Below are 26986 nucleotides of genomic sequence, written 5' to 3' on the forward strand. Positions count from 1 at the left end.
CCTCACGCGCCGGCAGGGGCCGATCCGGGGCGGTAATCGGGGGCAAAGCGGAACAGCAGCAGGCTCAGGCCCATGGCGGCAAAGCTTGCGGCCGGGATGGCGACATGGCCGGCGACGACAGCAGCCGCGACCGGCGCGGTGGTGGCTGCGCCCGGCACATAGCCGGCGCGGCCCAACAGCCATGCACCGGCGGCACCACCCAGGCTCATGCCCAGCTTCACGCCAAAGCTGGACGCGGCAAACAGGAAGCCCTGCGCGCGATAGCCGGAACGCCACGCGCCATAATCCACCGCATCGGCCATCAGCGAAAACAGCAGCCCGCCGATCAGCCCCTGCCCGAAATAGGCCAGGATGTTGGCAACGAGCACCCAGGAAGGATCGGCCGAAAGTGGGATCAGCGCGGTGAACAGTGCAGCCAGCCCCGCACCGATCGCGCCGGTGCGCCGCTTGCCGATCGCATTGGCTAGCACCCCCGCAATGGCGGTGCCGGCCAGCACCGCCAGCATCGTGAGCATCAGCCACGAAGTGAGCGCAGGCGCCGCCAGCACCCGCTCGGCATAGAACACGAACGACTGGAGATGCCCGGCAAAGCCGATCCAGAAAAAGAAATTGACCAGCATCGTGGCGATCCACGGCCCGTTGCCGCGCGCCGCCTCCAGCGATTGCGCGGTGGTCAGCCGGGCCACGTCGTGGGCCACGGCGACGCGTTCGCGCGTGGTGGCAAAGGCATTGAGCATCGCCAGCAGCGTGACCAGCGCCAGGCCAACCGCCAGCACGAAAAACCCGCGCGCCTCGTTCGCCGGCGCGATCAGCCGCACCAGCGGCAGCGCGGCATAGCTGATCCCGACCGTTGCCGAAGACCCGAGAAACTCACGCAAGGCGTTGACCGTGTTGCGCTGGCGCGGATCGCGGGTGAGCGTGGGCAGCATCGAATTGAACGGCAGGCTGGCCGCCGAATAGAGAATGCCAAGCAAGGTGTAGCTGGCAAAGACATAGGCAATCCGCGCGGTCCCCGCCCAGGGCGGCACCCAGAACACCAGCGCCCCGCACAGCGCAAAGGGCAGCGCCACCCAGATCAGCCAGGGGCGATGCTTGCCCCAACGGGTGTGCGTGCGATCGATCAACAAGCCCATCAGCGGATCGAACACGGCATCGAGGCAGCGCGCCACCAGGAAGACGGTGGCCACCGTCCCGGCCGGGATCGCGCAAACGTCGGTGTAGAAATAGAGCAGGTAGGCACTGGTCATGCCAAAGGACAGGTTGATGCCGAAATTGCCGAAGCCATAGCCCAGCTTTTCACGCCAGCGCAGGGTTTCCCGCCCCGGAAGTGCTGCTTCGTTCATGCCCGTGTCCCGCCCATGTCCATCAGCCTTTCCCGCGCTGCCAATCCCTGTCGTGTCCCCGCCGGTTCAGACGCTTGCCCCGGTGGCAAGCGGCGATGCCAGCGTTCCGGCATAAGCCAAAGAAGCGCGAATGGCGCGCAGCGGATCGGCCACCGCATCGATTTCCAGGATCGCCCATTCGAGATCGGTGCGCGTTGCCAGAACAGCAGCCCAGCCCGGCAGATCGACCTTGCCGGTGCCCAGCGCGGTGAAGAACGGGCGATGGGCGCGGTGGATGTCGTGGTCGATGGTGGTGCGCAAGGGCATCGTGCCGCGCGCGTCCTTCCAATGGGCGGCGGCGATGCGTTCGGCATGGCGCGCCGCAATCGCCACCGGGTCTCCGCCCGAAAGCAGGATATGCGCGCTGTCGGGGCAGAACCCGACGTAGACCGGATCGGTCAACAGCAGCAGCAGGTCAATATCGCGCGGCTGGCTGAAAATCGAATGGGCCTCGGTGTGCAGCGCCAGGCGCACGCCGTGGTGCAGGGTGCGCGCGCCGAGCCGGTTGGCAAGGCTTGCGGCCTGTTGCATCAGCGCAAGGTCGGCAAAGACCGGAGGCTGGGCGTCCCAGCTCGTGCGCATGGGCAAGCCGATGACCATCGACTGCGCGCCCCAGCCGGCGAGATGCGCAGCGAGCGCTTCGCCCCGTTCCAGCCAGCGCGCCTCCACGTGCGGATCACCCAGCCCAGGCTCGATCGCGATATCGGCAAAGAAGCCGCCGGCAATCGCCAGGCCGCGCGCGGCCAGTTGCGCCGCCGCATCGGCATGGCTGCCATAAGCGGCAATGAGATCGTCGGCCCCGAACGGGGAAAAGGTCAATTCGATGCCGCGCACGCCGCTTTGTGCCAGGGTGTCGAGCATGCGGTCCCAGAACGCGCGTGGATCGGCCTTGCCATGCGCCACCACCGCTTCCTCGGTCGGAAGGTCCCAGAAACCGGGATGGAAGAACGTGATCAGGTCGACACCGAACGAGAGCATGAACGCAGGCACCTTGCAGAATCGGCGCATCAAGCCGAGGGCTCGCACACCAAATGTAATCCATTACGTTTTGCAAAAGCCCGAATCCGCGCCGCTTGTCAAGCACTGCGCAGAACCGCTTGCAGGGCCCGGCGCTTCGAAGCTAGATGATGATGGTAACGTTTTCATTTAGGTGGCGGAAGGACTGGCATGGCACGACGCATTCGCATGGGGCTGATCGGTGGCGGGCCGGGTTCCTTCATCGGCCCGGTCCATGCCATGGCGGCGCGGCTCGATGGGCAGATCGATCTTGTCGCGGGCGTGTTCAGCCGCGACGCGGCGCGCAATGCGCTGGCGGCGGCAGGCTATGGCGTCGATCCGGCACGCGCCTATGCCGATGTCGAGGCGCTTCTGGCGCAGGAAGCGCTGCGGCCCGACGGCATCGATTTCGTCACCATCGCCACGCCCAACGCGCACCATGCCGCCGCGGCGACAGCAGCGATCGATGCGGGCGTGGCGGTGCTGAGCGACAAGCCGATGACCGCAACGCTGGCCGAAGCGCAGCAGATCGTGGCGCGGTTGGCGCACAACCCGGTGCCATTCGGGCTGACCTACACGTATACCGGCTATCCCCTGGTGCGCGAAATGCGCGCGCGCGTGGCCGCCGGCGCCATCGGCACGCTGCGCAAGGTGGCGGTGGAATACAGCCAGGGCTGGCTGGCCGGTGCGGCTGAAAGCCGCCAGGCGCAATGGCGGCTCGATCCGGCGCGATCGGGCGAGGGCGGCTGCATTGCCGACATCGGCGTGCATGCGTTTCACCTGGCCGAATTCATTGGCGGCACGCCCGTCGTGCGCCTGGCCGCAGACCTGGGCAGCGTGGTGCACGGGCGTGCGCTGGATGATGATTGCCAGGTCTTCCTGCGCTTTGCCAATGGGGCACGCGGCTTGCTGATGGCCTCGCAAGTGATGACCGGGGAGGGCAACGGCCTGGCCATCCGGCTCTATGGCAGCACGGGTGGATTGCGCTGGAGCCAGGAAGAGCCCAACCATTTCGACTGGTTGCGCGAAGATGGCGGGCTGGAACGGGTGCGCGCGGGCGACCCGTCGCTCGGCGCCGCAGCACGCCGCGCGACGCGCCTGCCGGGTGGCCATCCCGAAGGCCTGATCGAAGCGCTGGGCAATCTCTATCGCGATTTTGCCGGCAGCCTGGCGGGCGAGCCAGGCAGCCTGGTGCCCGATGCCGGCCAGGGCCTGCGCGGCATGGCCTTCATCGCTGCGAGCGTGGCCGCCAGCCGCGCTGGCGCGGGCTGGGTGGAGTTTGCCCCCTGATCGCGGTGCCTGGCCGTCAGCGCGGGAACAGCAGCGCCGATGGCTGGCTGAATGCCAGCGTCTGCACCTTTTCGCCAACCACGCCGGTTTGCGGATCGCGGCGGAACACGGCAATGGCGTTGCTGCCCTGGTTGGCCACCAGCACGAAGCGGCCATCGGGGGCGAAGGCGAATTCGCGTGGCTGGATGCCCTCCACCGCGCGCCGGTCCACCTGCGTCAACGTGCCATTGGCCGGATCGATGGCAAAGCTGACCAGGTGATTGTCGGTGCCGCGGTCGGTCACTGCCAGGAAACGCCCATCGGGCGAAAGATGCAGTGCCGCCGCCCCCACTTTGCCGGCAAAGCCGGCGGGGGCCAGCGGCACCACCTGGCGCACCGCCAAGTGCCCTTCGGCGTAATCGAGCACGGCCACCGCGCCCGCCATTTCCAGCGTCACATAGGCCTGGTGGCCGCCCGGCGCAAAGACCAGATGGCGCGGGCCCGAACCGGGAGGCAATGCCAGGAAGGGCTGCCCGGGCACGGCCGACAGCGGATTTTCGCGCTGCGCGGGATCATAGCGATAGGCATAGATGCGATCCGCCCCCAGATCCTGCGCAAAGACGAAGCGGCCATCTGGCGAGGACACCGCCGAATGGACATGGGCAGACGCCTGGCGATCGGCATCGACCAGGCTGGCATGGTGCGTCTTGACCTGGATGACCGGCGCCAGGCGGCCATCGGCCAGAACCGGTGCTACCGCGAGCGTGCCGCCCGGATCGGCCGATACCGAATAGTTGGCAATGAACAAAAAGCGCCCGTCGCGGCTGAGGCTGGCATGCGTTGGCTCCGCGCCAAGGGACGCGACGCGGTTGAGAAACGCCAGGCGCCCATTGCGCGGATCGAGACGATAGGCCGAAACCCGCCCGACCGGGTCAGCTTGCCCGTCACCGTTTTCGTTGACGGCGTAGAGATGGCGGCCGTCGGCCGAAAGCGTGAGCCACGAAGGATTGCCGGCCGCTTCCACCTGCAGGGGCCGCGCGACGATGGTGCCGGTGCGCGGATCGAAATCATAGACGGCGATGCCCTGGCCGCCTTGGCCGGTGTACCCACCCACCAACAGCGGCTGCGCGGATGCGGGCAGGGGGGCGAGCACGGCAGCACCCAATGCCAGCGCGATACCCTGCGCGAAGACTTTGAAATCCATGTGGTCGACGCCCTCTCTTGCCGGCAATGCGCCGTGGCAGTGGCCGTTGCACCGCGCGCCGTCAAGCGGCGATCAGGCGGCCAGCTCCTCGGCGCCCATCGCGCGGTTCCGGCCGCCGTGCTTGGCAGCGTAAAGCGCCCGGTCCGCCGCCTGGACTGCGGCCTCCCACCCCTTGCCGGGCAGGGCCATCGCGGCATGGCCCAGGCTGATCGTGCAGGACAGCGGCGTGCCATCGGGCAGGGTGAGCGCCGCATCGGCCACGGCCTGGCGCAGCCGTTCGGCCAAGCCGGCACGCGCATCGATCTTGTCGTCGGCCAGCAGGATCAGGAATTCCTCGCCCCCGATGCGCCCCAGCACGTCGCCGCTGCGCAAGTTGCGGTTCAGCACCTCGGCGACCAGCATCAGCATGGCATCGCCGGTGCCATGGCCATAGCGATCGTTGATCTGCTTGAAATGGTCGATATCGATCGCGATCACGCCCACTTTGCCACGCGGGCGGCCGCAGCGCGCTTCGGCCAGTTGCCAGATCACGCGGCGGTTGGCGACGCCGGTCAGCGGGTCCTGGCGCGCATGGCGGATCAGTTCGGCATCCACTTCGCGCTTGATCATCCACAGATAGCACGGCGCGATCGCCCAGGTGAGCAGCAGGCGCGCCGTCAAGCCGAAGCTGGACGTGGGATCGGACCCGCGCCCGCTGGCATCGCTGCCCAGCCACCAGGTGATGCGCAGGACGAGCATGACGATCCAGGCAATGTGAAACCCCGCCAGGATCAGTGCGATCGGCCGTCGTGCCGGATCGTGGCACCGCCACAGGGCAAACACCGTGGCCATGGCCACACAAGCGCGCAGTCCGGCGCCCAGCGCCACCATCATCCGCATATCGGGCCCGATGCGCGCCACCAGCGCCAATTCGCACAGGCCCAGCGCCAGGGCCACGGGCAGCACCCAGAATTCGGCGCCATGGCGCTGGCAAATGGCATTGAGCGCCAGGAAATGCGCAATCGTGCCCAGGTCGAGCAGGGCGTTGCCCCACAACGCCCCGCTCTCCAGCACGGGAATGAAGCCCGGCGCAAACAGGATGGCAAAACCCGCGGCGATCAAGCCATAGCCAGCGGCAAGGTACGCCGCCCCCCGCTGGTCATCGTGATTGCCGATATGGCGGGTGGCAACCGCCAAGGCCACCAGCGACATGGTGGCAATCAGCGCATTGATGATCAGCAACGTGCCGATATCGAGGAGTTGCGAAATCACCATCATCGCATAGCGCCCCGCCATCCTTCGCCACGGCGGCACAAAGCGCCGCCGGCCTGGGTATCTGCCTGTCGTTAAACCATACCGCCAGTGACTGAGCGGATTGCTAATATCCCATTCGGGTGGTTTGCGAAAGTCACGGCTGACACTTTACCGCAGCGCTCGGGTAAAGTGTCACGCATGACTAATCGACGCGACAAGCGTGCCCATGGCCTGGAGGGGATTCACAAGAGAGTCGGTTTGTGCTTGAAATGTTCGCATGTTTCAGCCTGACCTCTTCGCAACGGATCTGCCCGTCGCCCCGCGCAGACCACGCCGCCTGCGCGCCGGAGCAGGGGGCATGGCCAAGCCGGGCATGAAGCCAATGCCAACGCCGCCCGCAGATCACGACATGGACTTGCCGGCCGTGCTCGAAAAACTGGCCCAAGTCTCTGCCAGGCCGCGTTATACGTTCATGGTCCTCAACCTCATCGCCAGGGCCGCAGGCGCGTCAGACAGCGCCGGACCTTATGTGCGTGAAGGCGGCCAGGCGATCCCGGTGCGTGACTGGTTGAGCGACGCGCTGATGCCGATGGCCCAGCGCGATGCGCGGCGCCGTGCCGTGGTGGAGCAAGTACGTGCCGAGCTCGTGGCACGCGGCGCCTTGCCCAATGATCCGGCCCTGGCCGAGCAGGCGATCGCCACCGAACTGCGCGAGCGGCTGCGCCATTCCGGGCGCACCAACGTCAGCCGTGCGGTGTCCGACCTGGTTCGCGCCGGGCTGATCCGCAGGCATTACCAAGGCTATTGCGTGGATCATGAAAACCGCGGTGCCCAGCGTGAAGCGGTTTATACTATTATCCCTGCCGTCAAGCGCGCACTGGGCAAGACAATCTGAACCGAACCGGCCGCAAGCGCAAACGACAGGCAAAAAAATGGCCAGCCCGAAGGCTGGCCGTTTTGAGTTTGGGAGAGGATGCCTGAAAGGCCTGCTCCAAATGGGTGAAATCGGGGCTTGGTGCAAGTGCGAAGGGAGCAAGGACAGTTGCGCGGTTTGCAACTATGCGCTCAATCTCATTTAACATAACCTTTATTATGCACTTTACGGCTCACATCACGTCGGCTCGTCCTCTTGGCAAAGTCACCGCCAATGCACGCCAAAACTGGCAATTTCCGCCCTCGCCGCAGCCGACCAGCAAGATCGCAAACCGCCGCAGCGTTTAATCAAGCCAGCAAGTGACGGTCGAGCCAGGCTGCTGCAAGGCGCGGCCATTGCCCGGCCGGCGCATTGGCCGGCCCGGTGCCAAAGCCGTGGCCACCCTCTTCGAAGAAGTGCGCTTCCACCGGTCGCCGTGCCGCTTGCATCGCCTCGATGAACGCGGTGCTGTTTTGCCAGGGAACGGCCGGATCGTCGAAAGCGTGGGCCAGCATCGTCGGCGGCGTCTGTGCGTCGACATGCTCGGCCGGAGAACGCCGGGCGACCAGGGCTGCATCGGGATCGGGCCCGAGCAGGAGTTCGCGCGAAAGGGCATGGCCATAAGGGGCGCGCATCGCAATCACCGGATAGACCAGGACGCCGCATGCGGGCCGCGCATCAAGCGTATCGAGATGATCGCCCGGCGCAAACAACGGCTCACGATACCCGGTCAGCAGCGACGCGGCCAGATGCCCGCCTGCCGAAAAGCCCATGACGGCCACCTGGACCGGATCAAGCCCATGGCGCGGAGCCAGTGCCCGGATGCGGCGCATGGCGCGCTGCGCATCGGCCAGCGGCACATCGGCTCGCGCCGTCCACCCCTCGCCCGGCAGGCGATAGACCAGGACATGGACGGTATAACCCAGGGCGGTGAAAGCCTGCGCCACGTCCAGCCCTTCGTTGCGAACCGAGACAAAGCTGTAGGCGCCACCGGGAATGACCAGCAGCGACCGGCCATTGCTCTGCCGGGGCCGAAACACGTGCAGCGCCGGCGCGCTCACGCCAGTAATGAACGTGGCGGCCAGGCCGGCCGGGCGCTGCGGCGGAGCAAAAGTGCCGCCCGGCGGCGGCCCGTCCCACAGCGGCACCACTTCTGCTTCTCGCCAGGCCGCCGGCAGGTCGCTCGCCCCGATCAGGGTTTGCAATGGCGGCGGCACGCTGACGCGCGCCGTGGCCTGCGCCGCCGTGGCCGCGGCCGGAAATGGACCAGCGATCATCGCGCCACCCACCATGCCCAGCACGCCGCGCCGATCGATACCCTGGTCCATTTCCTGTCGTTTCCCATTCCCGAGTCCGGCCTCGATCAGTACTTGAAACCGACGCGAACGCCATAGGTGCGCGGCGGGGCATAGCTTGCCGTGGTCGAGCTCCACACCGGTACCACGGTGGTGGGAATGCGGCGATCTTCCACATTGTTGATGAACAGGTTCACATAGGCGTGGCCTGAGGCGTCGTCGAACTGCAGGTTGAGATCGGTCTTGGTATAGCCGGCAAGGCGCCCCTGTGCGATGTTCTGCGCGGTGGCATAGCTCATCGACTGGGCGAAGAAATCCACAGCCGGCGTGATCCGGGCGCCCGATGCCAGGGTGAACGCGTGCGAATAGCTGGCCCGTGCACTGAACTTGGGCGCAAAGGCGAGACGCTTGCCCGAATTGTCGGTGGTGGCCGCCGTGATCGATGCATAGCCCAGCAGCGGGGCAAAGATGTTGTACATCGTATCGGCATAAAGCAGGCCGTCAGGCGTGTCGGCAAAGCTGCGGAAGCGCGCATCCATCAACGAAACATAGCCCGACAGGCGATCGGCCGACGTGGGACGGAACGTGGTTTCCAGCTCAAGCCCGCGGATACGCGCCTTGGCGGCATTGGTCGTCACCGCGATCGGCCCCTGCACCGGATCGACGATGATCGTCGAAACCTGCAAGTCGCGATAGTCCATCTGATAGGCGGTGAGGCCCACGAACAGGCGATTGCCCCAGAAATTGCCGCGCAGACCCGCTTCATAGTTGGTGACGGTTTCTGGCGCATACTGGCGGAAGCCGGCCGGGTTGGTGCTGGCCTGCAAGCCGCCGCCCCGGTACCCGGTCGAAACCGTGACATAGCCGACCACATCGTGGGTCAGGTCGGCATCGACGCCCAGCTTCCAATTCACCTTGCTGAAGTCCACCGCCGCGCGGTTGCGGTCATCGGTATAGGCAAGCGTGCCGCCCACCGGGCAGGTATCGGCGCTGACTGTGGCGCGCGTCACCGTATTGCCCGCGCAGACCAGCTGCTGTTCGCGCGAAAACACCGAATCCCAGGTGGAGCGCACCCCGGCGGTCAGGCGCAGGCCGGGCAGCGGCTTGAGCGTCGCCTGGCCGAACAGCGCGTGCGAACGGCTGCCCGTGCCCGAATAGGTGTTGACCACGTCCACCCCGGCAATCGTCGAAATCTGGTTGCCGGTGCCCGCCACGATCGGGCCAAAGGCGTTGAACACGGTGTTGAACGGCGCGGGCGCGGTATTGCCCGCGTGCAGCAGGCGCTGGCCCGAAGGCTGCTTGTCTTCATAGAGATAAGCGCCCGCCACCAGCTTGAGCGGCCCGCTTTCGTAGTTCACGTCCACTTCGTTGGACCAGGTGCGGGTGCGCTGGCCCAGGTATTCCTGCGAGAACACGCCCGACGCGGCCACCACCCCATCGTTCTTGAGCAGCGAATAGCCGGCCAGCCAGGTCACCGTCAGCGGCGCGGAAATCTGCCAGACGACCTTGGAGCGCAAATCATAGCTCTTGATCGACTGGCGATTGGCGGTCACCAGATCGAGGCCTGGATTGATGGCGTCGGACTGGACGATCGTGCCGGGCCCGAACGTGCCGGTGGTCAGGTTGGCCTGCGGATAATAAGTGTAGTTGCGCAGGTAGACAGCCGGCACCGTGCTGTGGTTCTCGCCATAGCTGCCCGACAGGCGCCAGCTGAACGAGGACGTCGGCTGCCACTTGGCGGTCACGCGCACCGCGGCCAGATCGGCGCGATCGAACCGATCGGCCTTGAATTGCGGGCCATAGCCATCGTTGACCTGGCGAAACGCCGCCACACGCAGGCCGAGCGTATCCGATACCGGCAGGTCCACCGCGGCCTGGGCGCGGATATCGTTGAAGCGGCCATATTGCACGCTGGCACTGCCACCATAGAGCTTGCCCGGATCGGCAGTGTTGATGTTGACCACGCCCGCCGTGGCGTTGCGGCCATAGACCGTGCCCTGCGGCCCACGCGCCACTTCCACCGAGGCGATATCGAACACCGCCATCGACAGCGCGGCCGACGAGGGATTGTAGATCCCGTCGAACTGGGTGGCGACCGTGGAATAGCCGCTGAAGCTGTTGTTGCTGCCAATGCCGCGAATGGCAAAACCGTTCTGCGACAGCTTGAGCGAGGGCACGGTGGTCGCCAACTGCTCGCCCGTGGTCAGCCCCTGGCGATCCAGCAATCCCTGCGCCACGACGCTCACCGCGATCGGTGCCTTGCTGAGCTTTTCGCTGCTCTTCTGCGCGGTCACCACGATTTCGCCCACGGCCTGCTCGGCGGGCGCTGCCTGCGAGTCTGACGGCTGGGCAGCCTGTTCCACGGCCTGCCCATGCGCGGCGGTGGCAAGCGCGGCAGCCGCGCATGCGCCGGCGGAAATCAGCCATTGGGTGCGATTCATCATGTCACTCTCCCTGATGCCAAGGATGCCGGTGCCCGCCGATGCGAATGGGGCAGACCCCGCGCCGTTCCTCGTGTGTTGCGTAATCGATTGCACACATTTCCACGCACCGTCAATGGCGCGGCGCGAATTTATTGCAATCGATTAGATTCCGGACGGCATGAAATGGCGTGCCCAGGCCTTCGCCGCGGCTGAACCGCGCGAATCAAGCTCGTGCAGCAGGGAAATGAAAGGCCGGCCGGGGCCCCGATCAGGTGGACGCGCGCTGCAGCAGGCGGGGCGCGATCCGCACCGATGGCGTGTCTTCGCCCGCGATCCGGCGCAACACCAAGTCCACCATGATTCTGGCGCCCTCGCGCAACTGCTGGTCGATCGTGGTGAGCGTGGGGGTGAGCTGCTCGCCCAGCGGCAGGCCGTCGTAGCCGATCACCCGCACGGCACCGGGCACGTCGTGGCCCAGTTCGGTCAGGGCCTTGATCATGCCGGCAGCCGTCACGTCGGCGCCGGCAACGATGCCATCGGGCATGTGGCCAAGGGAAAGAAGGTGCGCGGCAAGATCGCGATAGGCCGCATCGGGTTCAAAATGCGATGGCAGCTCCACCGGCTCGGGCAGGCCCGCCGCGGCCAATGCCGCGCGCACCCCGGCCAGGCGTTCGCCGAATTCGGCGCCCCGGTCCGGCCCGGCATAGGCCAGCTTGCGGCACCCTTGCGCCACGAGATGCTCGGCCGCGATTTGTCCGCCCCGGAAATTGTCCGATCCCACCGCGCAATGCTTCTGCCCGGGCAACTGCCCGCCCCAGACCACCATGGGGTGATAGCGGCGCGCGACGCTTTCGATCACATGATATTGATCGGATTGGCCAATCACGATGATACCATCCACGCGGCCACTGCCGATGTAGCGATCGAGCCAGCGCTCGTCACTGGGCAGCACGCGCGAGAGCAGCAGGTCATAACCGCGATCGACCAGGGCATCGGCGAGGAAGCCGATCATGGTGTTGAAGAACGGGTCGGACAGGTGCTGCAACGCATCGTGGCCCATCGGCACCAGGACGCCCACGGTCATGGTGCGCTGCGTGCGCAAGTTGCGGGCAATGGCATTGGGTTGATAACCCAGCTTTTCCGCCAGCACGGCAATGCGTTGCCGCGTTTCCTCGCTTACCCGGCCGGACCGGCTCAGCGCCCGCGATGCCGTTGCCGTGGAAACCCCTGCCAGTTCCGCAAATTCCTTGAGATTCATGCGTTCCGCTTCATGATCGTGGCGCAGCAGCCGGGGTCAGGCAAAGGCCCGGCGCAAAGCGTCGAACCGCGCCTGGATCAGCCGCCGCGAAGGGCCGGCATCGGGCACGACGCGGTCAAACCCGTGATAGGCTCCGGGGATCACCAGCAATTCGGTCGGGACACCGGCATCGGTCAAGCGCCGAGCATAAGTGATATCCTCGTCCACGAACAGATCGATACCACCCACCGCTACGAACGCCGGCGCCAGTCCACGCGGATCGGCCAGGCGCGCCGGCACGCCGGCGGCCGGAACCGCGCGCGATCCCGGCGTTGCCCCGAGAAAACTGGCCCAGCCAAAGCGGTTGGCCTGCGCGTCCCAGCCCAGTTTGCCCACGCCCGGCGGCGGGGTAACGGTGCTGCCGGTGCGATCATCGAGCATGGGATAAGTCAGCACCTGCAGCACCAGCGGCACTTCGCCGCGATCGCGCGCAATGATCGCCAGCAGCGCGGCATGGCCGCCGCCCGCGCTTTCGCCCATCACGGCCAGGCGCCGCCGGTCCACACCCAGCGTTTCGGCCTGCGCGTGCAGCCAGCGCAGCGCGGCATAGGTTTCGGCGGTGGACCGGGCAAAGCGCGCCTCGGGCGCCAAGGTATATTCCACCGTCACGATCACGCAATCGAGCGTCTTGGCAAAGTCCTGCAGATAGCCGCGTTCCGCGCGCGCCGCGCCGGCCACGAAGCCGCCGCCATGGGTATGCAGGATCGCCGGCCTTGGCGCGCGCCCTGGCCGGGCACCGGCATTGATCACGAAGACGGTCACATCGGGAATGCCGGCACCCACCGGAACCTTGCGCTCTTCCACCGGCACGTCGGGACGCAGCGGCGCTGCCATCGTTGCGCTGCCCTGGCGCAGGATCGGCAGGCGGGCAGCCGTCAAAGGCGAAAGCTGGGCTCCCATCTTGAGCACGACATCCGCACCCGCGCGCAGCGCCGGGTCCACCCCAGCCAGCGGATCGGCCGCCCAGGCAGCAGGCCCGGCCAAGGCCACGCCCAGCCCCGCACCCACACTGGCTGCGCCGTGGCACAGGAGTTTGCGTCGATCGATCATCGCTTGATTTTCCCTCACCCGATTGCGCCTTGGCGCACAATCATCTTGCACTGCCCTCGTGGCATGCCAAAAGCAATTGCGCAATCGGTTACGCATTCACAATCCGTCGGAGAGGTTCACCATGTCACGTATCCATGCCGTGCCCGCACTGCTGGCCGCCCTGTGCACGCTCGCAGCCCCGGCCACGGTTCGGGCCGCCGCGCCGGCACCCACGCTCGATCTCATGTTTCGCGCCCATGTCCTGCTGGGCGAGCAACGCGACGTGGGGCAGACGCCGCGTGGTAGTCGCAGCCTGGTGCGCATCACCGGCGGCACGTTCGAAGGGCCGATGCTGCGCGGCACGGTGGTGCCTGGCGGGTGGGACTGGCAATTGCACGGCGCGGGGGGCTGCGCCGAACTCCATGCCGATTACATGCTCAAGGCCGCAGATGGCACCGTGTTCAACGTGGTCAACCACGGCAAGATGTGCCCCGGCCCCGATGGCACCCGCGCGCCGATCTACAGCATGCCCACGTTCGAAGCGCCGCTTGGCCCCCTCACCTGGCTCAACGGCGGTGCCTATGTCGCCACGATCGAGGGTGGCACCGATCCGGCCCACCCTGCGGTCGACATCGCGTTCTACAAGGTGCGCTAGCCCCTCAACCCTTGGGCATCACGCAAGCCGATGCGCCGCCCTTCCCCTTGGCCACCAGGGGATAGCGGCACAGCGGCCGGGTGCGGCCTGGCCAGGGTGTGGCGGGCCCGGCGCTGGCCTGCAACGCCTGGGGCGCCTGGCCCTGCTCCACCCAGCGCACCAGCGCGCGGAACGCGTCAAAGCGGTCAGTGGCCGGGCCGCCCGCGCAGTGCGCCATGCCCGGCACCGGGAAGACCCGCGCGAATCCGGCCGCCTGACCGCCGCTGTGGCGATCGAGCGCGCGCCACCACGCCAGCGTATCGTTCAGCGAAAACACCGGGTCAGAGGCGCCATGCGGCACGATCAGGCGGCCGCCTCGGGCACGGAACCGGTCAAGATTGGGCAGATGGGCGCCCACATCGGCCCAGGCCGATCGCGGCCAGCCCGACGCGGTGGCGGTAATCGCGGCAGCGTCCTTGTCGGGCGAGAACGCCAGTTGTGCGGCCAGCATCGCGTCTGGCGCGGGCGGCACGGCGCCCGGCGGCGTGGCAAACAGCACCAGTCGCGACGGCGCACCCAGCACGACGTTGAGCGGCGGCACACGCCCATCGGCGCTGCCCATCATCCAGATACGCCAACCCGGATCGAACCAGCCGCCATCCCAGCCAAAGCCAGGATAGATCTGGTGCCCCGCGCTGTCCCGAACGCCATCGTGGATGGCCACCAGCGCATCTACCTGCGCGGCCGAAAGACCGGCCTGGCGCAGCTGCGGCACGACCAGCGCAGAGGAGCAACGTGCGCCATCGGCCACGATCCCGTCGCTGGCCCCATCCAATCCGTCGCACGCCGCCAGGATCGCCTGGCGCACCTTGGCCCCGGCTTCCACCGAAAAGCTGCCGGCCAGCGCGGCCACGGTGGGCGCCTGGCCCTGCGCTGTCAGCACACCGCCCAGCGCCTTGGTGTTCCACGCCTCGGCCAGGGCGGCGCGCGGCAGGGCAAAACCGGGCGCAGCGGCCACGATGCCGTTGTAAAGGTCGGGCTCCTGCTGGGCCAGGACCATGCCTTCCTGCCCGCCCTTGGAACAGCCATAGAAATAGCTGAAACGCGGCGCACGCCCATAATAGGCAGCAACGAGCGCCTTGGCCGCGAGCGTGACCGGCCGCAGCGAGGCGCCGCCATAGTCGGCCCGCGCCTGCGGATCGTGGGCAAAGGCCACCATGCCGCCGCGGGCCGGATCGGTGTTGGTGGCATTGTCGTGGCCCGAATCCTGCGCGAGCACGGCATAGCCCTGGCCCAGGGCAAAGGGCTGGCCCACGCCCACCTGGCCGATGGCGTCGCCCACGGTGCCGTTGGTGCCGCCGCCGCCCTGCATGAGGAAGCGGCCGTTCCACTGCGCCGGCAGACGCAGGCGGAAGCGGATGGCATAGCTTTGCCCGTCTACCCCGCGCCGCTCGTGCATCAGGCCCTCGATCTCGCAATGGGCGGGCAGCGCCGCCTGGACCGGGGGTGCATCGGGCTGGCCAAGCAAGGGAACCGCGTATCCCGCCGCGCGCCAGGTGGCCGCCACAATCCGCGTGGTGGTATCGGGCCAGGCCACCCGGCCTGGCTGCGCCAAAGCCGCGCAAGCCTGGGCAGAAGGCACGGCGGCGCCGGTCTTGGCCAGTACCATGCCAGGCGCCAGCAGCGCGCCCGTTGCGATGCCGGCCAGCGCCATGCGGCGCATGCTTTTCGTCTTACAGGCCACGCAAATCCTCCATAAGGCCACGCCTCTCCCATCCGATCGTTACGATCCAGATAGCAATGCGGTATAACATTCGCGCAAACGATTGCAACCGCATGTGCGTGCCCAGCAAGGATAATCCGATCCGGCTGCGGCGCTCCCTTGGGGAAATCAGGCGCAGATTTCGCAGCGGTTGCGGCCACCGCGCTTGGCCGCATACATCGCCTGGTCCGCAGCGGCGAGCCATTCGTCCGGCATGGTGATGCCGCCGATCAGTTCGGCAATGCCGAAACTGGCGGTGACGCGAAGCCGCTCGCCACCGGGCAGAGTCATGGTGTGCTGTTCCAGCGTGCGGCGGAACCGATCCACCGCCGCCCGCGCCGCGCCGGCGCTGGTTTCGGGCAGCAACACGGCAAATTCCTCGCCGCCCAGCCGGCCCAGCACATCGCCGTCGCGCTTGAGCTGCATGACCAGTTGCGCCACTTCGCGCAGCACGCAATCGCCGGCAATATGACCGTGCGTATCGTTCACGGCCTTGAAATGGTCGATATCGGCCATGACCAGGCTGCACGGACGGCCGTAGCGGTGGAAGCGGTCGATCTCCACCACGGCGCGCTCGGCAAAGGCGCGGCGGGTCAGGCAACCGGTCAGCGCATCGCGATCGGCAATCCGGCGCAGTTCCAGTTCCTTTTCGACGATGCGGGCCAGGTTGCACAGCATCGCCACTTCGGTGGGCGTGAACTGGCGCGGGCGATGGTCGATCGCACACAGCGCGCCAACGTTATAGCCTTCGGCCGTCCGGATCGGGATGCCGGCGTAACTGCGCACATTCGGCGGCCCATTGACCAGTGCATTGTTGGCAAAGCGCACGTCTTCCAACGCGTCCGCGATCAGGAACGGCTCGGTGTCCTCGATCGCGTGGGAGCAGAACGAGACGCTGCGCGGGGTTTCGCTGACGTCGAGCCCGACCCTGGCCTTGAACCACTGGCGATCGGCATCGATCAGCGAGACCGCTGCGATCGGCACATGCAATGCCGCGCGCACCAGTGCGACCACATCCTCGAACGCGCTCTCCGCCTCGGTATCGAGAATGTCGAGGCGATGCAGCGCGGCAATGCGCCCAGGTTCGTCCCCCAGCACCGTGCGAATAGGCTTCACGACAAGTCCCTCATGCGTTTCGATCCCCGTGCCGCCGGCGCCAGGGTCTGCAACAGGGCGAGATTCATTGCGCGCAAACCCTTCCCGATGTCTACCGCATCGACCTTGCCGAACCGTAGAACGGGCCTTCGGCATTCCTCGTGATCGGCGGTCGTTACGATGGCCATAGAACCTGGCCTGCCACAACACAATCGTGCCTTTACGGGGCGTTCCGGGCGGGCTCCGGCTAGGTCGTGAACGCATAAATGGCGCCCCCGAGGCGCCAAAATGGCGAACATATCGGGCCAAAGTGCCCGCCGCGAAGGCTGGCAGCCTTTGCAAGGGCACTTTGGGCTGAGATGGAAGCCATTTTGGCGCCCCTTCGGGATTTGACCCAAAGGCCCCCTCGCAGCGTCGAAAGCACTTGAAATATGTAAGATATTCCTGCGCGCTTTCTCCTCGCGACGGGGCCTTTGGCCTCAAACCTCGGGGGCGCCATTTATGCGTTCACGACCTAAGCCGGGTTGGCCTCGACACCGCGCAACTGCGCCTCCATGATCTTGCGCATCTCGAATTTCTGCGCCTTGCCCGTCACCGTCATGGCAAAGCGTTCGACGATGCGGATATGCGCAGGCACCTTGAAATGGGCAATGCGGCCTTGGCAATGCGCGCGCACGGCGGCTTCGTCGATCGTTGCCCCCGGACGCGGGATGATCCAGGCACACACTGCCTCGCCGAACCGGTCATCCGCCACGCCAAAGACCTGCGCGTCGAGCACTTCGGGATGGCTGAGGAGAAATTCCTCGATCTCGCGCGGGTAGATGTTTTCCCCGCCGCGAATGATCATGTCCTTGATGCGCCCGGTGATGCGGATATAGCCCTGGGCGTCCATCGTGGCGAGGTCGCCCGAATGCATCCAGCCATCGGCGTCGATCGCCTCGGCGGTCTTTTGCGGATCGCCCCAATAGCCGCGCATCACCGCATAGCCGCGCGAGCAATATTCGCCCTGCACGCCCACGGGCACCACGGCGCCATCGCTGTCCACGATCTTGGCCTGGGCATGGGGATGCACGCGGCCCACGGTTTCCACGCGCTCTGCCACGGGATCGGTCCGGGCCGTCTGGGTGGTCAGCGGGCTAGTTTCGGTCATGCCATAGCCGATGGTGACTTCGGCCATATTGAGCCGCTCCATCACCGCGCGCATCACGCTGACCGGGCACGGCGATCCGGCCATGATCCCGGTACGCAGGGTGGAAACGTCATAGGTGCCTGCCTCCAGCTGGGCGAGCACGCCGATGAACATCGTGGGCACGCCGTGCAGTGCGGTGCAGCCTTCGGCGCTCACCGCCTCCAGCACCAGGCGCGGATCGAACGCTTCGCCTGGATAGACCATCGCCGCCCCACTGGTCAGCGCCGCCAGATTGCCCAGCACCATGCCAAAGCAATGGTACAGCGGCACCGGAATGCACAGCCGGTCTGCCGGCCCCAGGCCCATGGTGCGGCCGCTGAACAGGCCATTGTTCAGGATATTGTGATGCGTCAGCGTGGCGCCCTTGGGAAAACCGGTGGTGCCGCTGGTAAACTGGATGTTGATCGCATCGTGCGGATCGAGCCTGGCCTCGGCCAGGTCGAGCGCCGCCCGGTCCGCCTCTGCCCGCAGGGCCTGCCAAGGCAGGAAGCCATCGAATGCTTCGGCGCCCAGCGCCACTTTATGTTCCAGGGACGGCAGGCGCTCCAGCCCCAGTTCGCGCAGCATCGCCACATAGTCGCTGCTCTTGAACCGGGGCGCCAGCACCAGCAGGCGACAGCCCACCTTGTTGAGCGCGTATTCCACCTCGCTGGTGCGATAGGCCGGGTTGATCGTCACCAGGATCGCGCCAATCCGCGCGGTGGCAAACTGGATCACCGTCCATTCCGCGCCATTGGGTGCCCAGATGCCCACCCGATCGCCCTTGGCAATGCCCAGCGCCAACAGGCCGGTGGCCACCTGGTCCACTTCGGCGTCCAGCTCTGCCCAGGTCAAGCGCAGGCCTTGGTGGCGCGAAACCAGCGCCAGGCCATCAGCCCATTCCTGCCCAGCGCGGCGCAGCGCCTGCCCGATGGTCAGGTTCAGCAGGGGCTCGTCGGTCGGCCCCACGGCATGGGATAGCGCGCTCATCGCTTGATGTTCACCACTTGCACCTGGGCATATTCGGCCAGGCCTTCCACGCCCTGCTCCACGCCCAGGCCCGATTGCTTGAAGCCGGCCATGGGAATGTGCGGGCCGATCGCCAGGTGCTGGTTCACCCACACCTGCCCGCTGTCGATCCGCGCGGCGATATCGGCGGCGCGGCCCACATCGGCCGACCAGACCGAGCCGCCCAAGCCATAGTCGCTGGCATTGGCGCGCGCGATCACGTCTTCCACGTCATCGAATTTCACCAGCGGCAGGATCGGGCCGAACTGCTCCTCGTCCACGATCTTCATCCCGTCGGTCACATCGCGCACGATCGTGGGCGCAATGAAATAGCCGGCGCGTTCCATCGCCGCGCCCCCGGCAATAATGACGCCATCGGCGCGCGCGCTATCCAGGAAACCCTTGATCTTGTCGAACTGCATCGCGTTCTGGATCGGGCCGATCTGGGTGCCCTGCTCCAACCCGTCGCCGACCACAGCCTCTTGCGCCAGCCGCGCCAGCTCGGCGGCCATGGCATCATAGATATCGGCGTGGACATAGGCGCGCTTGATTGCCAGGCACACTTGCCCGCAATTGAGGAAGGCATTGGCAAAGATCGCCTTGGCCGTCTCGCGCACGTCAACATCATCCAGCACGATGGCCGGGTCGTTGCCGCCCAGTTCCAGCGTCACGCGCTTGAGCGTGTCGGCCCCGTTGGCGGCAATGCGCTTGCCCGTGGCGGTCGATCCGGTGAAGCCGATCTTGGCCACGTCGGGATGCGCCGTCAGATGCGGTCCCAGGTCATTGGCATCGGTGATCACGTTGACCACGCCAGCGGGAAATACCTGCGCACAGATTTCGCCCAGCAGCAGCGCGCTGGCCGGCGTGGTGGGTGCGGGCTTGAGCACGATGGCATTGCCCGCCAGCGTCGCCGGGCCGATCTTCCACAGCGCCACCAGCAGCGGGAAATTCCACGCGATGATCCCCACCACCACACCCAGGGGCCGGTGCTTGACCACGATATGCCCGGCGGCATCGTCCTGGATGACCCGATCTTCCAGGCCCAGCGTGGCATAGTGGCGCAGGAAGCCTTGCGTCCAGGCCACTTCGCCCTGCGCCTCGGGCAGGGGCTTGCCCTGTTCCTGCGTCAAGAGGCGGGCAAATTCATCGGCCCGCGCGCCGATGGCATCGGCCAGGTCCAGCAGCGCCTGCTGCCGCTTGGCCAGCGGCGTGGCGCCCCAGGCCGGCTGCGCCGCCTTGGCCGCCGCGATCGCGGCATCGGCCTGCGCCACGCTGGCGCGCGGCACGGTGAGGAAGGCTTCCCCCGTGGCCGGGTTGATCACGTCCATCGTCATGTCGCCCGCCACCAGGGCGCCGCCGATCAGCATTTTCATCTCAGGCATCGCTCTCTCCGTCATCGCTTGTCGCGTTGACCGGGCGGGCGCTCTTGCGTCACCTTCGCCCGGCCCGCAGTCTATCAGAACTTGGCGCCCACCGTCACACCGTAGGTGCGCGGATTGCCGATGTGGTTGTAATCGAACCCGAACCCCGCCAGCAGATCGACGCGCGAGGTGAAATAGAGCTTGTTGCCCAGGTTCTTGGCCCAGGCTGACGCGGAATAGCGCCCATCCGCGCTTTCCCAGTCGATATGCCCGCTCACCAGGGCATAGCCCTTCTGTTCGAGCCGGGCGATGTTGATCACCTCGAAATATTGGCTCGATTGATAGGCCACTTCGGGATGCAGCGACACCGCGCCCCAACCGCCCTTGGCCACCGTCAGGTCTACCCCTGCGTTGAACGTCAGGTCCGGCGCGTTGGACAGCTTGCGCCCGGCCACATCCGTGCCGCTGACCGTTCCTTTCTGGATGCGGGCAGACAGCAGCCCCAACCCGGCGCGCAGCGAAAGCGCGTCGCTGGCGCGCACGCTCAATTCGGCTTCGGCGCCATAGATCCGGCTCTTGGGAATGTTGAGCAGGGTCTGCGCGGCCGTGCTGGGATCGACGTTGATGAACTGCTGGTTGCGATAGTCGTAATAGAACGCCGCCATGTTGAGCGTAATGCGCCGGTCCCACGCCCGCGTCTTGGCGCCCACTTCATAGGACGTCACCTGCTCGGCCTTGGCCACGCTCAATTCGCTGGGATCGAAGAAGGCCTGGGCGTTGAAACTGGGCGCGCGGTAGCCCCGGCTGACGCTGGCATAGAGCAGCGCGCCGCTCGCCAGCTTGTAATCCAGCCCGATCTTGCCGGACAGGTTGTCGGTCTTGAAGCGCAGGGTGGAATTGGGAATGAGGTTCATGACCAGCACGTCGTCATAGCCATAGGCGTTCGACGTGAAACCGCTTTGCGAGCCGGTATCGTGGGTAAAGCGCAGGCCGCCGCGCAAGGTCAGCGCATCGGTCAGCTTGTACTTGAGGTCGCTGTAGAGCGCGACGCTCTTCTTCACCTGGTCGAACCGGTTGCTCACCTTGCAGGCCAGCGGGAAACCGTCAGCGCAATCGGCGGCGGTGATCGCGCCATCGCCGTTCACGTCGTCATCCGTGGCGATTTCGAACGAGGTGCTGTTGAACACTTTCTCGCGGTTGAAATAGGCGCCGAGGATGAAATCGAACGGTCCGCCGAAATTGCTGGTCAGGCGCAAGTCCTGGGCAAACTGGCTGGCCTTGTCGTAATAGGGAATTTCCAGCAGGCGCGTGGCCGTGCCGTCGGTATCCTCGCGAAAGAACAGCGTGCCGGCGTCATAGCTGGTGATGCTGGTCAGCGCGAGCGCATCGGTAAGATCGATATTGGCGGTCAGTGCCACCGAATTGGTCACCGCGCGGCGCCGCGTCGCCACGTCGCTGGCGATCTGCCAGGTGGAAAGCCCGGCCCGGTTGCTCGCCTCGGGCTGGGCATAGATGCCATAGTTGTGGGGGTTCTGGAACGAGTGCGACGCGCGCAGGGTAAAGCGCACGCCATCGCGCGGCTCCCACTTCAAAGTGCCGCGCACCGCCCATTCGCGCGTTTCCGCCAGGTCCGGCATGCCGGGCACCACGTTCTTGAACCAGCCATCGGCACGGGCGAACGTGCCCGCCACGCGCAGCGCAGCCTTGTCGCCCAGCGGCACATTGACCGCGCCGTTCAGGTCCACCCGGTTGTAATTGCCATAGCCGGCGTTGAAATAGCCGCTGGTGTCATTGAGCTTGGCATCGCGGCTGATGATATTGACCGCCCCGCCGGTGGTGTTCTTGCCATAGAGCGTGCCCTGCGGCCCGCGCAGCACTTCCACCCGTTCCAGATCGTACATCGCCACGCCCAGGAACGCGAAGTTGCCCTTGTAGACTTCGTCGTAATAGGTCGCCACGGGGCTGGACTGGTTGAGGCTGTAGTCCGACATCGAAACGCCGCGCAGGGCAAAGATCGGCGTGTTGTCCCCCACGATGCTGGTCAACTGCAGGTTGGCCACTTTGGTCACCAGGCTATCCACATTGGTGATACGCGATTTGGCCAGCTGATCGCCGCCAACGGCTGAAACCGAAATCGGCACCGATTGCAGGTTTTCCGATCGCTTGGCCGCCGTCACCACGATTTCGCCCGGCGCCGCAGCGGCATCCTGGGGTTGTGGCGCCGTTTGTGCTTGCACGGGGTCTGCCATGGCGATCGCGGCCAATGCCACCCCGCCGAAAACGTGCTTCCTCATGGACTTCCCTCCGCTGGTTGGTTCCCTGTTCAGTCCTGCTTGGTGGTAAAGCCCTCGACCAGGCGCGCTCTCGTCGCGGCACGCTCAAGCCGAAGGGGATGTTGGCGCAGTGCGCCGAGTTCGCGCGCGGTATAGGGCCGGAAATCGGCAGGCATGTGCCGCGCGTCAAAGGTGTAGAGCGTCCAGTTGACCAGATTGGCGAGGCGCCGGTCATCCAGATCGGTGGTGGCAACGCCAGGCACGCGGGCAATAAAATCGCGCCCACCCGGCACGCCCAGGAACTGTGCCACCACGCCCTGCATGGGCGGGTTGGAAACCCCGTCGCCGCTGCCATCGGGGCGGTGGCAACCCTGGCATTTCAACTGGTAATCGGTCCGCGCCTGCACCGGATCGGCCACGCCGCGCATTGCCGGCACCGGTGATGCGCGGGTGGAAACGGTGGCCAGCGTGGCCGCAAGACTGCCGGCCACCAGCACCAGGGCAAGCGGCCGAGCCTTCATTTGCCGCCAGCCCCGGCGTGCAGCTTCGCCACGTCGGCCGGGGCCAGGCCCGCCCCGCTTTGCCGCAGCTTGCCCACTTCCTCGGCGGCGAACGGGCGGAATGCCGGACCGGCCTTGGCCACTTGCGTGCCGACGTGGTTGAGCACGGCGGCCACGGCGCCATCGTCCAGCCCGCCCTGCGCCGGCATCACCCCGGCATAGGGCTTGCCCTCCACGGTGATCGGCCCCATCAGCCCGCGCGTGACGGCCAGCACGATATAGCGCCGCCCGGCATCCTTGGCCGCCAGGCTGCGGAAATCGGCGCCGAGCGGGGGATAGGCCCCCGGCACGCCGGCCCCGGTGCGGGTGTGGCACGCGGCGCAGCGGGCAAAGACCGTGGCGCCATCGGGCGCCGCACGCAGCGGATAGGCGCCGATCAGCGCCACGCCGCCCAGCGCGGCCGCCGCCGCCAGGATCGCCCCGCGCCTCACTTGGTTTTCTCCAGCGCCACGCCGATCACGGCCGCGACCGAGCAGTTGTAGACGCTGCTTTGCGACCCCAGGCACCAGTTGTAGTCGTTGTTGGACTGCGGGCGCACTTGCGGCCGGTCGCCCTCGTTGCGGTTGCACAGGCACTGCCCGCACGAGGATGTGCCGCAACAATCGTTGTAGCTGATCACATAGGCGCGGCCATCGGCCGGATTGGTGCACGTGCCGATCCAGGTGATCGGGCTCATTTCCGTGCCCGGCGGGCAGGTGTTGACGCTGCCGCCGCAGCACGAACAGAGGAACCCGTCGATCGCGCAATAGCGCCAGTAATCGCAGCTCGCCTGGTCGCCCGGGTCCTGTTCCAGCCCGCTGGCCATCGCCGGCCGCGCCGGGCCGCCGGGGTGGGCACCGTGGCCCCCTTCACTACTGGCCGCGCGCGCCACCGGCAGCACCGGAAAGGCGGCGGCCCCGGTCATGCCCGCGCCCAGCAGGGCCAACAGCGAACGGCGGCTGGTGCCGCGCGCCACGCGGCGGGAGAACGTTTCGGTCAACTTGTCGAACCGCATGGCTCAGGCCTCCTTGTGGCGGCGGGCGAGGAAGTCCTGGATCGAGGCGACGCCCCGCTCCTTGGCTTCGAACAGGCTTTCAAGATGTTCGCGGCTGTTGATGAGGCCGAGCGAGGCGACGCGCCCCTCTTCGTCCAGCAGCACGGCATAGGGCAGCTTGGCGACGCCGAACGCGCGGCCCAGCGCTTCGCTCAAGACCATCGGCAGCGCGTCGAGGCCGTGCTCGCGCGCCATGGCGCGATAGGCGCTCTTGCTGCCATCGCCGGCTACCACCACGTCAAGCCAGTTGGCCTCGGCCCGCGCCGAACTGCGCAGCACCGGCAGCAGGGACTTGCACATCGGGCATTCGGGCGAAGCGAAGAACAGCAGCTGGCTGCGGCCCTGGCGCGCGCCACCAATGGCCACCGGGGCGCCATCCACATCGGCCAGCGTCATCGGCGTCGCCTTTTCACCCACGGCCACGGTCTGGTGCAAGGTGAGCGCGCCGGCCGGGGCAATGCGTTCGTGCAGCACGCCCACCTGGCGGGCGAGCGCGGCAATCAACAGCGCCTGGATAATCACGGCGGTCCACAACAGGATCTGGCTGGTCAGCATCACGCGGTCCTCCATGCAGGGCGGGGCGTGGCGAGCAGTTCGCTCAGGCCCAAATACAGTGCCAAAAAGCCGGCAGCGGCGAACGGCGCATCAAGCGTGAGCGGCGCTGCCGGCAGGGTGGAAAGGATGAGGGCCAGCGCGCTCAGCGCCGCCGGGCGCGCCACGATGGCGGGACTCACCGGCTTGGCGCGGGCGGCCAGGTCGCACCCGCAATCGAGTGTCTGCCCGCTCTTGCGCCACAACGCGATGGCATAGGATGCCCAGATCGTCGCCGCGAGCAGCGCGCCCACGGCGTGGAGCGGCAGGGTTACCAGGAACACGGCGGCGGCCATCTCGCCAGCACCGGCGAGCAGCAAAACCACGGGCCCAAGCGCGGCGCTGGTACCCGCCAGCCGCGCCGCCACCGGCGCCAGCCGATCGCGGGCCAAGGCCTTGTGCACGGCCGATCCGGCCAGCAGCATGGCGCAAAAGAGGTTGAGCGCCATCATCGCGGCACCGTGATCATGATCGGATTGGCGCCGACATTGGCCCCCAGCGTGCGCACGAAAGCGCCAGTGCCGGCATCATAGACGTCAACCACCCCATCGGCGCGCGCGGCCACCACATGCGGCTGTTCCTCACGCGTCACGGCAATGGCCACGCTCTGGCCCTTCAAGGCTATGCGCTGGACGCGGGCCTTCTTCACCGGGTCCACCACCCAAACTTCGGTGCCGCCATCCTTGTGGCTGCCTTCCTTGCCATAGGGGCTCATCAGCACATAGAGCCGGCCGGCGGCATCGGCGTGGATCACTTCCCAGCCGCCCGGGCGCCATTCGGGCTGGCCACCTTCGGCGCTGCCCACGCTGAAGCTGCCGGGCAGCGGACGGATCACCGTGCCCGACAGGTCAAAGCCCTGGATCATGCCGTAAAAGCTCACGAACCAGGCGGTCTTGCCCACGATCGCCGGCGTGCCGAACAGCGGCTGGCGATCGATGTCCTGCACCTTGAGCACGGTCTTGGAACTGGCCGCCGCGCCCTTTTCATCCAGCGTTACGCTGAAGGCAGAGCCATCGGCGCACAGGCTGGTAAAGCCGCGTTCCCCGGTGGGATAGATCTGCGCGCAGCCCGGCAGGTCGATCTCGTTTAGGATCTTGCGCGCCGCCAGGTCCACCACCGTCACCGATTGCGCCGGGGTGAAATTGGCGATCAGCGCCCACTTGCCGCCGTTGGTGAACTGGAACAAGTGGGGATAGGTGACCGATTGCTGGCGCTTGCCACCCGGCAGCACGATCTCACCCTTGGGTTCAAGCGTGGCCATGTCCCAGATGGTGATCGCGTCGGTGCGCTCGCCGCGCGACAGGCGGGTATAGAACGTTTCGGCGGTGTAGATTTCGCCGCGATCGGGCGAAACCAGCATGTTGGCGAACTGCGCGGCGCGCACCAGGCCCTTGAGCGGCCTGACCGGATCGGCGGTATCGACCACGGCAATTCGCCCGTCGACGATCGACATGAAACGGAAATCGTGGATCAGCACCCAGCTTGCCGGCCATTGCGCCGGCAGCTTGGCCACGCTGGGCAGGGTTTCCTCGGGCAAGGGAGTGGGAAAAGCCGGCGCGGCAATCGCGGTGCCGCTTCCCCCAATCGAAAGCGCCAGAACCGATAGGGAAAGCCCTGCTGCAAGGGCGAAGGATCGCATCATGTGTCCCCCCAATGGCGGCCGATGGGCTCGCCTTGTGCAACACAAGATGATCTTTCAGACACAAAACTGTCAATTGACCTAAATTTGTCGAGTGACCTATTTTTAAAAGCGTGTTACAACCTGACCGAAGCCGGGGAGACACGATGAAAAATCAGATGGATAGCGTGCCACGCCTGGTGACCGACCTGATCGTGCCAGAGCGTGAGGGGGGGTATCTCAAGGGGCAGGAGACGCGCGAACTTATCCTGCGCACGGCGCTGACCATCCTGATCGAGCATGGCTATCCGGCCATGTCGATGCGCCGAGTCGCCACCGCCTGCGGCATGAAGTTCGGCAACCTCACCTACCACTATCGCAGCCGCGAAGACCTGGTGCGCGAACTGCTCGAAGCGGTGATCCGGTCTTACGAAGTGGAATTCACGGCCATCGCGCACATGCCCGGTGCCTCTCCCGAAGACCGCCTGCGCCGCGTGTGCCTGTTCATTCTGGAAGACATTCGCACCAAGAAGACCACGCATCTCTTTCCCGAGATCTGGGCTCTGTCCAACCACGAGCCCTTCGTGTTCGATCTGATGCACGCGCTCTATGTGCGCGCCCGCGCGCCGCTTCGCGCGATCATCGACGAAATGCGGCCCGATCTGCCCCCTGACGTGCGCGAGGACGTGGCGCTGTTCATTTCCGCGAGCATGGAAGGGATGACCGTGTTTGCCGGCCACGGCAAGCCGTTCGAGCCGCGCATGCCCTCTATCGAGCATATCGCGGTGCAGTCGTTCCTCGATCTGGTGCGCACCTACCGGCCCTGACCCGCCATGACGGGC

Annotated in this window: 23 protein-coding genes; 4 read left to right on the forward strand and 19 right to left on the reverse strand. The window is 66.5% G+C overall.

Features of this window, described 5'->3' with window-relative positions:
• Positions 1 to 2: 2 nt before the first annotated feature.
• Positions 3 to 1343 carry a glycoside-pentoside-hexuronide (GPH):cation symporter gene (locus FHW94_RS17675; RefSeq protein ID WP_168557143.1) on the reverse strand — a complete coding sequence of 447 codons (1341 nt, stop codon included), beginning with the start codon at positions 1341 to 1343 and terminating at the stop codon, positions 3 to 5.
• 66 nt (positions 1344 to 1409) lie between these two features.
• Positions 1410 to 2360, reverse strand: a complete 951-nt coding sequence (locus tag FHW94_RS17680; RefSeq protein ID WP_168557144.1) for a sugar phosphate isomerase/epimerase — start codon at positions 2358 to 2360, stop codon at positions 1410 to 1412.
• 189 nt (positions 2361 to 2549) lie between these two features.
• Here FHW94_RS17680 and FHW94_RS17685 point away from each other — a divergent pair, with 189 nt between their 5' ends.
• Positions 2550 to 3668 carry a Gfo/Idh/MocA family oxidoreductase gene (locus FHW94_RS17685; protein WP_168557145.1) on the forward strand — a complete coding sequence of 373 codons (1119 nt, stop codon included), beginning with the start codon at positions 2550 to 2552 and terminating at the stop codon, positions 3666 to 3668.
• 16 nt (positions 3669 to 3684) lie between these two features.
• On the opposite strand, the gene FHW94_RS17690 is transcribed toward FHW94_RS17685, so the two are convergent.
• The gene (locus FHW94_RS17690; RefSeq protein ID WP_168557146.1) at positions 3685 to 4851 is read right to left on the reverse strand and encodes a lactonase family protein; all 1167 of its coding nucleotides are present in this window, start codon (positions 4849 to 4851) and stop codon (positions 3685 to 3687) included.
• A gap of 72 nt (positions 4852 to 4923) precedes the next feature.
• Entirely contained in the window at positions 4924 to 6108 is a 1185-nt protein-coding gene (locus FHW94_RS17695) for a GGDEF domain-containing protein (protein WP_210425735.1), read from the reverse strand.
• 349 nt (positions 6109 to 6457) lie between these two features.
• On the opposite strand from FHW94_RS17695, the gene FHW94_RS17700 reads away from it, so the two are divergent.
• A complete protein-coding gene (locus FHW94_RS17700) occupies positions 6458 to 6979 on the forward strand; it encodes a hypothetical protein (RefSeq protein WP_246866232.1) in 522 nt (173 codons plus the stop codon).
• Between the two features lie 326 nt (positions 6980 to 7305).
• Here FHW94_RS17700 and FHW94_RS17705 read toward each other — a convergent pair whose 3' ends face one another.
• The 4 genes from FHW94_RS17705 to FHW94_RS17720 all read right to left on the reverse strand — a co-directional run bounded on the left by FHW94_RS17705 (position 7306) and on the right by FHW94_RS17720 (position 13062).
• Positions 7306 to 8325: an alpha/beta hydrolase gene (locus FHW94_RS17705; protein WP_168557149.1), complete on the reverse strand. Its 1020-nt coding sequence runs from the start codon at positions 8323 to 8325 to the stop codon at positions 7306 to 7308.
• Positions 8326 to 8360: 35 nt separating this feature from the next.
• Positions 8361 to 10736 carry a TonB-dependent receptor gene (locus FHW94_RS17710; protein ID WP_168557150.1) on the reverse strand — a complete coding sequence of 792 codons (2376 nt, stop codon included), beginning with the start codon at positions 10734 to 10736 and terminating at the stop codon, positions 8361 to 8363.
• 247 nt (positions 10737 to 10983) lie between these two features.
• The gene (locus FHW94_RS17715; protein WP_168557151.1) at positions 10984 to 11973 is read right to left on the reverse strand and encodes a LacI family DNA-binding transcriptional regulator; all 990 of its coding nucleotides are present in this window, start codon (positions 11971 to 11973) and stop codon (positions 10984 to 10986) included.
• Positions 11974 to 12009: 36 nt separating this feature from the next.
• On the reverse strand, positions 12010 to 13062 hold the full coding sequence (locus FHW94_RS17720) for an alpha/beta hydrolase (RefSeq protein WP_168557152.1): 1053 nt from the start codon (positions 13060 to 13062) through the stop codon (positions 12010 to 12012).
• Positions 13063 to 13183: 121 nt separating this feature from the next.
• Between FHW94_RS17720 and FHW94_RS17725 the strand changes: the two genes are divergently transcribed.
• A complete protein-coding gene (locus tag FHW94_RS17725) occupies positions 13184 to 13696 on the forward strand; it encodes a DUF3237 domain-containing protein (RefSeq protein ID WP_168557153.1) in 513 nt (170 codons plus the stop codon).
• Positions 13697 to 13700: 4 nt separating this feature from the next.
• Here the strand turns inward: FHW94_RS17725 and FHW94_RS17730 are convergent, their stop codons facing one another.
• The 11 genes from FHW94_RS17730 to FHW94_RS17780 form a co-directional block, all read right to left on the reverse strand.
• A complete protein-coding gene (locus tag FHW94_RS17730) occupies positions 13701 to 15419 on the reverse strand; it encodes a tannase/feruloyl esterase family alpha/beta hydrolase (protein ID WP_168557154.1) in 1719 nt (572 codons plus the stop codon).
• A 147-nt stretch (positions 15420 to 15566) separates the two neighbouring features.
• Positions 15567 to 16553 carry a sensor domain-containing diguanylate cyclase gene (locus FHW94_RS17735; protein WP_349237547.1) on the reverse strand — a complete coding sequence of 329 codons (987 nt, stop codon included), beginning with the start codon at positions 16551 to 16553 and terminating at the stop codon, positions 15567 to 15569.
• Between the two features lie 493 nt (positions 16554 to 17046).
• Positions 17047 to 18690: an AMP-binding protein gene (locus FHW94_RS17740; protein WP_168557156.1), complete on the reverse strand. Its 1644-nt coding sequence runs from the start codon at positions 18688 to 18690 to the stop codon at positions 17047 to 17049.
• On the reverse strand, positions 18687 to 20090 hold the full coding sequence (locus tag FHW94_RS17745; protein WP_168557157.1) for an aldehyde dehydrogenase family protein: 1404 nt from the start codon (positions 20088 to 20090) through the stop codon (positions 18687 to 18689). The genes FHW94_RS17740 and FHW94_RS17745 overlap by 4 nt, the downstream gene beginning before the upstream one ends.
• Positions 20091 to 20164: 74 nt before the next feature.
• Positions 20165 to 22363, reverse strand: coding sequence for a TonB-dependent receptor (locus tag FHW94_RS17750; protein ID WP_168557158.1), 2199 nt, complete (start codon positions 22361 to 22363; stop codon positions 20165 to 20167).
• A gap of 29 nt (positions 22364 to 22392) precedes the next feature.
• Entirely contained in the window at positions 22393 to 22863 is a 471-nt protein-coding gene (locus FHW94_RS17755; protein ID WP_169475057.1) for a cytochrome C, read from the reverse strand.
• Positions 22860 to 23333 (reverse strand): cytochrome c, encoded by a 474-nt coding sequence (locus FHW94_RS17760; RefSeq protein WP_349237548.1) that lies wholly within the window; start codon positions 23331 to 23333, stop codon positions 22860 to 22862. The genes FHW94_RS17755 and FHW94_RS17760 overlap by 4 nt, the downstream gene beginning before the upstream one ends.
• Positions 23330 to 23896 carry a methylamine dehydrogenase light chain gene (locus FHW94_RS17765; protein WP_168557159.1) on the reverse strand — a complete coding sequence of 189 codons (567 nt, stop codon included), beginning with the start codon at positions 23894 to 23896 and terminating at the stop codon, positions 23330 to 23332. Before FHW94_RS17765 ends, FHW94_RS17760 begins: the two co-directional genes overlap by 4 nt.
• Before the next feature lie 3 nt (positions 23897 to 23899).
• Positions 23900 to 24490: a redoxin family protein gene (locus tag FHW94_RS17770; RefSeq protein ID WP_246866233.1), complete on the reverse strand. Its 591-nt coding sequence runs from the start codon at positions 24488 to 24490 to the stop codon at positions 23900 to 23902.
• Positions 24490 to 24978: a MauE/DoxX family redox-associated membrane protein gene (locus FHW94_RS17775; RefSeq protein ID WP_168557161.1), complete on the reverse strand. Its 489-nt coding sequence runs from the start codon at positions 24976 to 24978 to the stop codon at positions 24490 to 24492. The genes FHW94_RS17770 and FHW94_RS17775 overlap by 1 nt, the downstream gene beginning before the upstream one ends.
• Positions 24975 to 26168, reverse strand: a complete 1194-nt coding sequence (locus FHW94_RS17780; RefSeq protein WP_246866234.1) for an amine dehydrogenase large subunit — start codon at positions 26166 to 26168, stop codon at positions 24975 to 24977. The genes FHW94_RS17775 and FHW94_RS17780 overlap by 4 nt, the downstream gene beginning before the upstream one ends.
• A 143-nt stretch (positions 26169 to 26311) precedes the next feature.
• Here FHW94_RS17780 and FHW94_RS17785 point away from each other — a divergent pair, with 143 nt between their 5' ends.
• Complete coding sequence (locus tag FHW94_RS17785; protein WP_246866235.1) at positions 26312 to 26971, forward strand: TetR/AcrR family transcriptional regulator; 660 nt, start codon at positions 26312 to 26314, stop codon at positions 26969 to 26971.
• Positions 26972 to 26986 lie beyond the last annotated feature (15 nt).

This window comes from Novosphingobium sp. SG720, assembly GCF_012275365.1.
In the GTDB taxonomy this organism is placed as follows: Bacteria; Pseudomonadota; Alphaproteobacteria; order Sphingomonadales; family Sphingomonadaceae; genus Novosphingobium; species Novosphingobium rhizosphaerae.

Excerpts from the sequence above, each read along its gene's own strand:
- FHW94_RS17680 (WP_168557144.1), bottom strand. The coding sequence starts at position 2,360 with ATGCTCTCGTTCGGTGTCGACCTGATCACGTTCTTCCATCCCGGTTTC.
- FHW94_RS17745 (WP_168557157.1), bottom strand. The coding sequence starts at position 20,090 with ATGCCTGAGATGAAAATGCTGATCGGCGGCGCCCTGGTGGCGGGCGAC.
- FHW94_RS17770 (WP_246866233.1), bottom strand. The coding sequence starts at position 24,490 with ATGCTGACCAGCCAGATCCTGTTGTGGACCGCCGTGATTATCCAGGCG.
- FHW94_RS17705 (WP_168557149.1), bottom strand. The coding sequence starts at position 8,325 with ATGGACCAGGGTATCGATCGGCGCGGCGTGCTGGGCATGGTGGGTGGC.
- FHW94_RS17720 (WP_168557152.1), bottom strand. The coding sequence starts at position 13,062 with ATGATCGATCGACGCAAACTCCTGTGCCACGGCGCAGCCAGTGTGGGT.
- FHW94_RS17675 (WP_168557143.1), bottom strand. The coding sequence starts at position 1,343 with ATGAACGAAGCAGCACTTCCGGGGCGGGAAACCCTGCGCTGGCGTGAA.
- FHW94_RS17765 (WP_168557159.1), bottom strand. The coding sequence starts at position 23,896 with ATGCGGTTCGACAAGTTGACCGAAACGTTCTCCCGCCGCGTGGCGCGC.
- FHW94_RS17725 (WP_168557153.1), top strand. The coding sequence starts at position 13,184 with ATGTCACGTATCCATGCCGTGCCCGCACTGCTGGCCGCCCTGTGCACG.
- FHW94_RS17780 (WP_246866234.1), bottom strand. The coding sequence starts at position 26,168 with ATGATGCGATCCTTCGCCCTTGCAGCAGGGCTTTCCCTATCGGTTCTG.
- FHW94_RS17750 (WP_168557158.1), bottom strand. The coding sequence starts at position 22,363 with ATGAGGAAGCACGTTTTCGGCGGGGTGGCATTGGCCGCGATCGCCATG.
- FHW94_RS17740 (WP_168557156.1), bottom strand. The coding sequence starts at position 18,690 with ATGAGCGCGCTATCCCATGCCGTGGGGCCGACCGACGAGCCCCTGCTG.
- FHW94_RS17775 (WP_168557161.1), bottom strand. The coding sequence starts at position 24,978 with ATGATGGCGCTCAACCTCTTTTGCGCCATGCTGCTGGCCGGATCGGCC.
- FHW94_RS17715 (WP_168557151.1), bottom strand. The coding sequence starts at position 11,973 with ATGAATCTCAAGGAATTTGCGGAACTGGCAGGGGTTTCCACGGCAACG.
- FHW94_RS17690 (WP_168557146.1), bottom strand. The coding sequence starts at position 4,851 with ATGGATTTCAAAGTCTTCGCGCAGGGTATCGCGCTGGCATTGGGTGCT.
- FHW94_RS17700 (WP_246866232.1), top strand. The coding sequence starts at position 6,458 with ATGAAGCCAATGCCAACGCCGCCCGCAGATCACGACATGGACTTGCCG.
- FHW94_RS17755 (WP_169475057.1), bottom strand. The coding sequence starts at position 22,863 with ATGAAGGCTCGGCCGCTTGCCCTGGTGCTGGTGGCCGGCAGTCTTGCG.
- FHW94_RS17695 (WP_210425735.1), bottom strand. The coding sequence starts at position 6,108 with ATGATGGTGATTTCGCAACTCCTCGATATCGGCACGTTGCTGATCATC.
- FHW94_RS17710 (WP_168557150.1), bottom strand. The coding sequence starts at position 10,736 with ATGATGAATCGCACCCAATGGCTGATTTCCGCCGGCGCATGCGCGGCT.
- FHW94_RS17685 (WP_168557145.1), top strand. The coding sequence starts at position 2,550 with ATGGCACGACGCATTCGCATGGGGCTGATCGGTGGCGGGCCGGGTTCC.
- FHW94_RS17785 (WP_246866235.1), top strand. The coding sequence starts at position 26,312 with ATGAAAAATCAGATGGATAGCGTGCCACGCCTGGTGACCGACCTGATC.